Source organism: Frankia sp. CgJB1, from assembly GCF_977947065.1.
Map to the genome: position 1 here is coordinate 1,607 of NZ_CDWTNB010000143.1, position 9,333 is coordinate 10,939.

8 protein-coding genes and 1 pseudogene are annotated in these 9,333 nt (G+C 72.9%); 5 read left to right on the top strand and 4 right to left on the bottom strand.

The features are described 5' to 3' along the window. Window positions 1–103, top strand: a 103-nt coding sequence (locus tag AC08OT_RS15320; protein WP_476597049.1) for a sugar transferase, incomplete at its 5' end; no start/stop codon positions are given. A gap of 12 nt (window positions 104–115) precedes the next feature. Here the strand turns inward: AC08OT_RS15320 and cysC are convergent. Further along, window positions 116–1,912, bottom strand: coding sequence for an adenylyl-sulfate kinase (gene cysC / locus AC08OT_RS15325; RefSeq protein ID WP_476602957.1), 1,797 nt, complete (start codon window positions 1,910–1,912; stop codon window positions 116–118). A 161-nt stretch (window positions 1,913–2,073) separates the two neighbouring features. Here cysC and AC08OT_RS15330 point away from each other — a divergent pair, with 161 nt between their 5' ends. The 3 genes from AC08OT_RS15330 to AC08OT_RS15340 all read left to right on the top strand — a co-directional run bounded on the left by AC08OT_RS15330 (window position 2,074) and on the right by AC08OT_RS15340 (window position 5,233). After that, a complete protein-coding gene (locus AC08OT_RS15330; protein WP_476593720.1) occupies window positions 2,074–2,886 on the top strand; it encodes a 3'(2'),5'-bisphosphate nucleotidase CysQ in 813 nt (270 codons plus the stop codon). Window positions 2,887–3,074: 188 nt separating this feature from the next. After that, window positions 3,075–3,989, top strand: coding sequence for a sulfate adenylyltransferase subunit CysD (gene cysD, locus AC08OT_RS15335; protein WP_476593721.1), 915 nt, complete (start codon window positions 3,075–3,077; stop codon window positions 3,987–3,989). After that, on the top strand, window positions 3,989–5,233 hold the full coding sequence (locus AC08OT_RS15340) for a sulfate adenylyltransferase subunit 1 (RefSeq protein ID WP_476593722.1): 1,245 nt from the start codon (window positions 3,989–3,991) through the stop codon (window positions 5,231–5,233). Before cysD ends, AC08OT_RS15340 begins: the two co-directional genes overlap by 1 nt. Window positions 5,234–5,258: 25 nt before the next feature. Here the strand turns inward: AC08OT_RS15340 and AC08OT_RS15345 are convergent, their stop codons facing one another. The 3 genes from AC08OT_RS15345 to AC08OT_RS15355 form a co-directional block, all read right to left on the bottom strand. After that, window positions 5,259–7,493, bottom strand: coding sequence for a hypothetical protein (locus AC08OT_RS15345; RefSeq protein ID WP_476593723.1), 2,235 nt, complete (start codon window positions 7,491–7,493; stop codon window positions 5,259–5,261). Window positions 7,494–7,498: 5 nt separating this feature from the next. Further along, window positions 7,499–7,795: a hypothetical protein gene (locus AC08OT_RS15350; protein ID WP_476593724.1), complete on the bottom strand. Its 297-nt coding sequence runs from the start codon at window positions 7,793–7,795 to the stop codon at window positions 7,499–7,501. 158 nt (window positions 7,796–7,953) lie between these two features. Beyond that, window positions 7,954–8,757: a pyrimidine reductase family protein gene (locus AC08OT_RS15355; protein WP_476593725.1), complete on the bottom strand. Its 804-nt coding sequence runs from the start codon at window positions 8,755–8,757 to the stop codon at window positions 7,954–7,956. Window positions 8,758–8,897: 140 nt separating this feature from the next. On the opposite strand from AC08OT_RS15355, the pseudogene AC08OT_RS15360 reads away from it, so the two are divergent. Beyond that, a pseudogene (locus AC08OT_RS15360) lies at window positions 8,898–9,333 on the top strand (cell division protein ZapE); the annotation flags it as partial.

Sequence of the window (9,333 nt, forward strand, 5' to 3'; positions counted from 1 at the left end):
CCGTCTCGACCTGCGCTACGTCGAGAACTGGTCACTGGCGATGGACTTCGTCATCCTCTGGCGCACCGTGTTCGCCGTGCTGCGCCGCGAGGGAGCGTATTAGGGGCCCGCATGGCTAGCCAGCCAGCCAGCCGGCGTGGCGTAGGTGGTCGATGATCCGGTCCACGGCGTCCTCGGCGGAGAGCTCCGCGGTGTTCACCGTGACGTCGGCGTCGGTCGGCATCTCGTACGGATCGGACACGCCGGTGAAGGCGGGCAGGACGCCTGCGCGCGCCTTGGCATAGAGCCCCTTACGGTCCCGCGCCTCGCACACCTCCAGCGGTGTGGACACGTGTACCAGCACGAATCCGCCGCCTGCGGCCCGGACCATCTCCCGGACCTGGGCGCGCACGTCGGCGTACGGCGCGATCGGCGCGCACACCGCGGTGCCTCCGGCTCCCGCGACCTGGGCCGCGACGAAGCCGATCCGTCGGACGTTGATGTCGCGGTCGGCGCGGGAGAATCCCAGTCCCTGGGACAGCTGGGCCCGCACGACGTCCCCGTCGAGCAAAGTGAGCCGGCGTCCGCCGTATTCCAGTAGTCGGCAGACGAGCAGGCCGGCCAGCGTCGACTTCCCGGAGCCGGACAGCCCGGTGAGAAACACGGCCAGGCCTCGCTTCGAACGTGGTGGGATGGCGCGGGAGAGCTCCGCGGCCACCGTCGGCGGGGTCAGTTCGGCCGGTATCGGGTTGCCGGCGTCGAGCAGCGAGGCCAGCTCCGCCCGCCCGGGTGCGCCGATCGCCGGCCCGATGAGGCTGCCGGTCAGGCCGTAGAAGCTGGCCAGATGCGCCCGCTGGGCGGCGAGTTTCGCCAGTTCGTCGGCGGAGCTCGCCGCCGTCTCCACGCCTGTCCAGGCCGCGCCCGCCGCCGCCCACGCGATGTCCGCCAGGTCCGTGGGTGCCGGGGGGGCGGGCGTCACGGCCGTGGCCGGGCCCGGTACCCCCGCCGCCGCGCCGCTCGGTTTCGCGGATGTTTTCAGGACCGTCGCGCTCATGCCCGGCTCGCGGGGGGTGGCCAGCGCCTCCGACGGGATGACCGGAACGAGGACCAGCAGGCTGCGGTGCTCCGGCGTTCCCGCCTCGCCGGCTTTCGGCCGCCGGTAGGGGTCCGGCGGCGGTTCCGACCGCCGGCCGGCAATACCCGGCGGGCTGATCGCGTCGGCGGCGAGCGCCTCCGAGGAGAGCGTCGCCTCGGCGGCCCGCAACGGGGCGTCGACTGCCTTGAGGGCGGCGAGCAGGCAACGGACCCGCAGGTGATGCCCAGCGTCCGCGGGATCGGCGCCACCCACCGGGGCGAGGACGACGCACCGTTTGTCCTGCCGGGTCAGCGCCCGGATCCGGCCCACGTCCGCCGTGTGGAGCAGGCCGTCCGCCCACACCGCCCAGCACGCGCCGGAATCCGCCTCGAGGCTGATCCAGCCTCGGGCGAGCAGCTCGGCCCGGACCTGGGCCGGGGTGAGCCGCAGGCCGGGATGATCGGGGTGGTGGGGCAGCCGGATGCCCTCGACCGTGCCGACCAGCCGGACCCGGGGCCCGTCCGGACCCCCCGGCTGGTCCGGCAGGGGAATGGTCGTTCGGAGGTGCAGCGCCGCGATCATCACTCCCTCGGTGTCCCGCAGGGCCGCCGTGGAGCTCGGTGTCAGTGCGCCGGCCTCGGCCGCGCCGACGATGAGGGTCGGCACCGGCACGCCATTGATCTCGGGATCCTCGGGATAACCAGGTTCCGACCCGAAAGCACCGAGCAGCAGCAGTTCCAGCTCGGCGAGCTGGGCCGGGCGCAGGGTCAGCGACGGCCAAGCGACCGACGCGGCCGTCAGCTCCGCGACCCGGGCCGGTGTCGCCAGGACGGGGGTTGGTCCGGACCCGCCGGTCACACCGGACCCACCGGTCACACCGGACCCGCCGGACCCGCCGGACCCGCCGGTCACACTGGCGGCACCGTTGGCACCGGACTTGGGGTGGTGATCAGGACCGGGGGCGGGATGGGAGGTGGTACTCACACTTGCGACGGTAGCTGGTGACAGACTCCGTCCCAATGAACACCGATGACACCCGCCCGCCGTCCACCGTGCCGGTCGACATCGCGACCGACGAACTCGACGACGACGTCCTGGCCCGACGGCTGGCCACGGACGCCGGCAAACTGCTGTTGCGGATCAGGGAGGAGGTCGGGTTCGCCGAACCCGCGACCCTGCGTGACGCCGGGGACGCGCGTTCGCATCAGCTCCTGGCCCGGGCGTTGGCGCGGCACCGCCCGCAGGACGCTGTGCTGTCCGAGGAGGGCGTCGACGACGTCGCGCGGCTGTCCGCGGAGCGGGTCTGGATCGTCGACCCCCTGGACGGCACCCGCGAGTTCGCCGAACCCGGCAGGTCGGACTGGGCGGTGCATGTCGCGCTCTGGCAGGCCGGCGAGCTCGTCTCGGGCGCGGTGGCGCTGCCGGCGCTCGGGTTGACGCTGTCCAGCGCGGGCGGGCTGCCGCCGCGGCCGGCCGAGGCGCGTCCGCCACGGATCGTGGTCAGCCGGACCCGGGCTCCACAGCTGGTCACGGAGGTCGCGGAGGCACTAGGCGCCACCATCGTCCCGATGGGTTCGGCTGGTGCGAAGGCCGCCGCCGTCATCCGCGGGGAGGCCGAGATCTACCTGCACGCCGGCGGCCAGTACGAGTGGGACTCCGCCGCCCCGGTGGCGGTCGCGCGGTCGGCGGGGCTGCACACCAGCCGGCTGGACGGCTCGCCGCTGCGGTACAATCAGCCCGACCCGCTGCTGCCCGACCTGGTCATCTGTGCTGCGAGCTGGGCATCGGAGGTTCTCCGGGCGATCGGCGCCGCGGGGGGCTCCGGCGGTTGAGGCGCATGCCCTCGGAGTGGTTGCGGAGTGGTTTCAGAGGGTAGCGATTGTTGATCCATGGTTGTTCTGGATGACGTCGGTCGTGGTTGTGGGTCCACCGTGAGGGGCGTAATGTCGCCGAAACCGCCGACACGGCCGCCGTGTCCGCTACTTTGGTGGGACACATCGCCTCGACGGGGGGGTTTCGCGTGCCGGTGATGGGTTACGAGCTCACCCAGCTGCAGATGCTTGAGGCCGAGGCCATCCACATCTTCCGCGAGGTGGCCGCGGAGTTCGAGCGTCCCGCCCTGCTGCTCAGCGGCGGGAAGGACTCGATCGTCATGCTCCGGGTCGCGCAGAAGGCCTTCTGGCCCGCGAAGCTGCCCTTCCCCCTGCTGCACATCGACACCGGGCACAACTTCGACGAGGTCCTCGAGTTTCGGGACAGGCGGGCGGCGGAGCTCGCCGCCCGCCTGGTGGTCGGTTCCGTCCAGGCCGCCATCGACGCGGGCGTGCTGACCGAAGACACCCGTCCGGGGGCCTCGCGTAACCAGCTGCAGACACCGGTGCTGCTCGACGCCATCGCCGACAACAAGTTCGACGCGATGTTCGGCGGCGCGCGCCGGGACGAGGAGAAGGCGCGGGCCAAGGAACGGGTCTACTCCTTCCGGGACGAGTTCGGCCAGTGGGACCCCAAGAACCAGCGCCCTGAGCTGTGGTCGCTCTACAACGGCCGGCACCGCCCCGGTGAGCACATCCGGGTGTTCCCGCTGTCGAACTGGACCGAGCTCGACATCTGGCGGTACATCGCCCAGGAGCGGCTGGAGATCCCCTCCATCTACTACGCGCATCGCCGGGACGTGTTCGAGCGCGACGGCATGCTGCTGGCGGTCACGCCGCTGACCCGGCCCCTGGCTGGTGAGACGGCGGCGCCCCGGCAGGTGCGCTATCGCACGGTGGGCGACATCACCTGCACCGGAGCGGTCGAGTCAACCGCGGCGACCGTCGAGGAGGTCATCGCCGAGGTGGCCGCCACCCGGCTCACCGAACGCGGCGCGACCCGGGCTGACGACCGGGTCAGTGAGGCGGCGATGGAGGACCGTAAGCGGGAGGGGTACTTCTGATGGCCGAGCTGCTGCGGGTCGCGACGGCGGGGTCCGTCGACGACGGGAAGTCGACCCTGATCGGGCGGCTCCTCTACGACACGAAGTCGCTGTTCTCCGACCAGCTCGCCGCGGTCGAGCGCACCAGCCGGGAGCGCGGCGACAGCTACGTCGACCTCGCGCTGCTCACCGATGGTCTGCGGGCCGAGCGGGAGCAGGGCATCACGATCGACGTCGCGTATCGTTACTTCGCCACGCCCCGGCGGTCGTTAATCCTCGCCGACACCCCCGGGCACGTGCAGTACACCCGCAACATGGTCACCGGCGCGTCCACCGCCGACCTCGCGCTGCTGCTCGTCGACGCGCGCAAGGGGGTCGTCGAGCAGACCCGCCGGCACGCCTTCCTGACGTCCCTCCTGCGCGTGCCCCATCTGGTGCTCTGCGTGAACAAGATGGACCTCGTCGACTTCGACCGGGACGTCTTCGAGAAGATCAAGGAGGAGTTCCGGCGCTTCGCGGCGAAACTAGAGATCGTCGACGTCACGACGATCCCGATCTCCGCGCTGGGCGGGGACAACGTGGTCTCCCGGTCGCCAAGCACTCCCTGGTACGAGGGCAGCTCGCTGCTGCACCACCTGGAGGAGCTCCACATCGCCTCCGACCGCAACCTCATCGATGTGCGTTTCCCGGTGCAGTGGGTGGTCCGGCCGCGGAACGACGACCTGCACGACTACCGCGGGTACGCCGGTCAGGTTGCCGGCGGGGTGCTCAAGCCCGGCGACGAGGTCGTCGTCCTGCCCTCCGGGCTGACCACGCGGATCGCCGGCATCGACACGTTCGACGGCCCGGTCGACGAGGCGTTCCCGCCGATGTCGGTGACCATCCGGCTCGAGGACGATCTGGACGTCTCCCGGGGAGACACGATCGCCCGGCCGATGAACCAGCCGGCCGTCGGCCAGGACCTCAACCTGATGGTCTCCTGGATGGTCGACGCCCCGCTGCGCCGCCGGGCCCGGATCGGGATCAAGCACACCACCCGTTCGGTACGGGCGATGGTCACCGACATCTGTTACCGCGTCGACATCGACACCCTGCACCGCGACGAGACCGTCGAGACGCTGGGTCTGAACGACATCGGCCGGATCGCCCTGCGGACGACGTCCCCGCTGTGCTACGACCTGTACCGCCGCAACCGGAACACCGGCAGCGTGCTGCTCATCGACGAGTCGACCGGGACCACTCTCGGCGCCGGGATGATCATCTAGCCGGTGGTGACGGGGAGAACCGGGGTCAGCCCGGCCGCCGCCCCCAGTCCGGTGGCAGGGAGGATCCGCGGCTGCCGGCCCGGCCGTCGAGGAACGAGATGCGGTCGTTGTTCGCGACCATCGCCGGGCTCGCGAGCCAGGCGGCATAGGCACGCCGCTGGGTCGGCGTCATCCGCGCGGACGGACGTGGATTCCCCGAGGCGTCGAGGAAGTTCTCCGCCGGCGAGGTGATGAACCCGTCGGCCCTCGGATCGCCGATGTAGACGCGGCACGGCCCGCCGGCGGGGGTCACCGCGATCGGCCGGAGCGGGTCACGATCCCGGCGGGCCCAGAGCCGGCGGGCGCTGGTCTCGTAGGCCGCTGCCCAGCCGGGCAGGACCCGGGAGGCGTCCCGCAGGTCCGCGACGACCTGGGCGGGGCGGGTGGTCGGCAGGTCGCTGTGCCGTGCCCGGATCCAGGCCTCGATCATCTCCACGGTGACCCCGACGCCCAGATGGACGAAGGTGCCCGCTGGACTCGTCGGATCGATGGACTTGCCCACCTCCCCGAGCACGTCGAGCAGCACCGCCTGCTGCCGGCGGTGGGCGCCGACCGCGTCGGCGTGCTCGCGCAGCATCGCCTCGGTCGCATCGGCGAGGGCGCCGGCGAAGAACGCCTGCGCGCGCTCGACCCGCAGGTAGCCCAATGCCAGGGGGCTCGACGGATACCCGCCGGGGGCCGTTCTCCAGCCCTGGGCCGAGGCGGCCACCTGGTCCTCGAGACGAAGACCGTAGGTCGCGACGTCCTGGGCGAGCAGACCGGCCAGCGCCCCGCCGCGCAGGCCCTCCCGCAGCAGTGACTCCCACGCCTCGATCGGGATCAGCTTGACCAGGGCGGACTGCTCCGCCGCGGCCCCGGCCCGCGGGTCCACCGTGGGACCGGGGACCACGGCGGTGACGGCGTCGTAGAGCTCGTCCCGATAGGTCCGTAGCGCCGGGACGAGGGCCGCCCGCAGCCGGAGGAGCAACGGCCGATCACCGGTCGCCTGCACGGCCAGGGCTAGCCGGGAGACGAACGAGGCCGAGGCCCGCGGATCGGCACGGCGGCTCTCCTGGCTTCCCGCCGCGGCCACCAGCCGGATCCAGGCATCTTCCAGGGATCGGGCCGTCGCGAGATCCACCGGCAGCGGAAGGGCGAGCACGGCCGCGCCGCGCAGGATGGTGTCGATGTGGTCCGCCGCGAACCGGGCGGCCAGCGCCGGGGCCGCGGCGATGGCGTCCAGCAGCACCCCCTGGTAGTCGGTGACGGTCGGTCGGCCCCGGCTCGTGAGCCCGGCTGCGGCGGGGGCGAGTAGGCCGACGTCGTGCGGCGCCGACGGGGCGGCCGCGGCGTCACCCGGCCCGCTACCCGGTCGGTCACCCGACCCGAAGGCCATCCGGCCCAGCAGCACGCTGTCGAGGCGGGCCGAGGCGAGCAGGGGGGTCAGCAGGACCGTCTCGGCCGTGTCGGTCCTCCCGGCGGTGTTGAACCGGCCGAGCCAGGCGGCGTCGAGAGTTCGCCGGTGGCTGTAGGAGGCCAGGGTGGCGCCGAGGATCCGTTCCGCCTCCCGCCGGTCGAAGCCGAGCGGTTCGGGTGGACGGTGGACCATCGGCCCCCGCGACAGTCCCTCCACCCGGTAGAGCAGCCGCGCGAGCCCGTCGGGTCCCAGCGCGTCGTGAAAGCCCAGGACGAAGTCCGGATCGTTCATCCGGGACCGCAGCACGGTCAGCGCGTCACGCGGGGTGACCATGCCCGAGTTGTTTCCACCCGTTCCACCCATTCTGCCCGTTCTGCCCAGCCCTGATCCGCCTCTGCCCGTTCCGCCCCGGCCTGATCCGTGCCGACTCGGCCCGTCCCCCCGCAGCGAGTGCGCCAACGCCCGTCCGGCGGCCACGGCCTGCTCGAAGGTGCGGAGCGCCTCGGAGGTACCGGGAATGCCCGGCGCCTCGCGGGGCACCGGCTGCCGAATCGGGGCGGACGTTGGCCTGATCGTGATGCCGATCCCGTCGTCGACGCCCTCGGCGAGGCGCAGCCGGCGCCGCAGCATGGTGACCTCGGCCTCGACTTCGTCCTCCAGCGCGCCGAGCCGTTCCGCCGGGTCGAGCGGCAGCCCGGCATCCGCCAACGCCGCGGCGAGGGCGCGGGACCAGGAGCGCAGCAGCTCCCCGGCCTCGGTCACGCTGGACACCAGAACACGCATCCGATCGGGGTCGACGAGCACCCGGTCGCTTGGTCCGGGCATGCGCGTCAGCTGACCTTCCGCGGCCCGCCGGGGCCCGCCGATCGGACGGGGGACACCGGCCCGCCGGGGCCTGCCGCAACGAACGCTGTCTCGCGGGCCTGCACGCACCGATCGAGGGCCATGGCCGCCTCCGCCGCGAGCCGCCGCATCCGGCGCTGCCAGATCTCGGCCTGACGACCCTCCCAGGCCTCGGCGCCGACCGCCGAGATCCGCTCCAGCGCGGCGGCCACGTCCAGCCGGGCACGCCGGGCCTGGGCCAGGGCGACGGCCACCGTCGCGCGACGTCCCTCGGGCACCGTCATGCGCACACCACCCAGATCGTGATCAGGTTCACCGGTGGCGACGCTAACAGCGGCCCGCCCGCCCGCGCCCGCGCGGCGACGCGACTGTGGATGACGCAGGTGCCGGTCCGGCCGCCTGTGGATGACGCCGGTGCCGGGCCAGCGCCGGTAACGCCGGTTCAGCGCCGGTAACGCAGGAACAGGACGTCGTCCTCGGTGAGGATCTGGGTCAGGGTGAGCGCGGCCGGTGCCGGCCACGGCTCGCCTTTCATGATCCCGAGCCGGCCCGGCCCGGCCAGTACCGGGGTGATCGTCAGGCACAGCTCGTCGAGGAGGCCCGCCGCGGCGAGCTGGGAGTGCAGCAGCGGACCGCCCTCGGTGAGGATGCGGGTCATTCCCCGTTCCGCCAGGGCCCGGACGGCGAGGTCGGGTTCGACGGCGCTGCCGCCGCAGATCGCGATGTCGGCGACCGCAGCCAGCCGCCGACGCCGGTCGAGGGGTGCGGTCTCGCAGGTCAGTAGCACCGGTCGGATCCCCCCGCTGAACAGCCGGGCACCCGGGTCGAAGCCCGCCGTCGCGGTCACGACCGCGATCGGGGGCACCGCCGCGAGCCCCGCGGCGACGCGCCGCTCCCGCCGTTCGGGCGGGATGACCACCGGCCCGTAGTTCTCCGTCCGGGCGGTGCCGGCACCGACCAGCACCACGTCGCTGAGCCAGCGCAGCAACCGGAAGACCCGCAGGTCGGCCTCCCCGCCCAGGGGGCCCGAGCGGCCGCCCACCTCGGCGGCCCCATCGACCGAGGCCACGAAGTTCGCCCGGATGTAGGGGGTGTGCGCGGCGGACGAGGGGTAGGCGTACGCCTCGTCGAGATCGATGTCCTCGATGTCCTCGACGGCATCCTCGGCCTCCTCGGCCTTCCTCGCGAGCCCGGCGGCCCCCGCGGAACCGGCGAACGGGGGTGGAACCGGGAAGATGCGCCGCACCGGGCCGACTGTAACGGGCGACGGTGCTGGTCATCCGATCGGCGGCGAACCCAGGTCGGCGGCGAACCCATGCGTTGTGACGTCGGCCGCGATACCGCCGGCCGGGGCGACGGGTACGGGCGTCTCCGTACGCTGGGCGGGTGGCGCAGCGTCTCGTCGATCGCCGGCCGATTGTGCCACCCGGGGACCTGGTCGCGGCGCTTGTCCCGCCGCCCCGGTTCGACGCGGTCCGGTTCGCCGGCTACCTGCCCGATCCGGCCGAGCCGAGCCAGGCCGCCGCGGTCATGGCGCTGTCCGCCTTCGCCGACCGGTTGACCGCCTCCTCCGGGCGGTCCCGCCGTTCAGATCGTTCCAGCCGTTCCGGGCATGCGGGCCGTTCCGAACTTGTAGCCCGTTCCGGGCATGCGGGCCGTTCCGGGAAGGGCGGCCTGTTCGGGCTCCTGACCCGGGGGGCGGGGGCGCCGGGCCCGTCCGGAATGCGGCCGGGGGTGTACCTCGACGGCGGCTTCGGTGTCGGCAAGACCCACCTGCTCGCCTCGCTGTGGCACGCCGTGCCCGGCCCGAAGGCGTACGTCT

Coding starts and splice junctions, on each gene's coding strand:
- AC08OT_RS15330 (WP_476593720.1), top strand. CDS start 2,074: ATGAACACCGATGACACCCGCCCGCCGTCCACCGTGCCGGTCGACATC.
- AC08OT_RS15340 (WP_476593722.1), top strand. CDS start 3,989: ATGGCCGAGCTGCTGCGGGTCGCGACGGCGGGGTCCGTCGACGACGGG.
- AC08OT_RS15345 (WP_476593723.1), bottom strand. CDS start 7,493: ATGCCCGGACCAAGCGACCGGGTGCTCGTCGACCCCGATCGGATGCGT.
- AC08OT_RS15350 (WP_476593724.1), bottom strand. CDS start 7,795: ATGACGGTGCCCGAGGGACGTCGCGCGACGGTGGCCGTCGCCCTGGCC.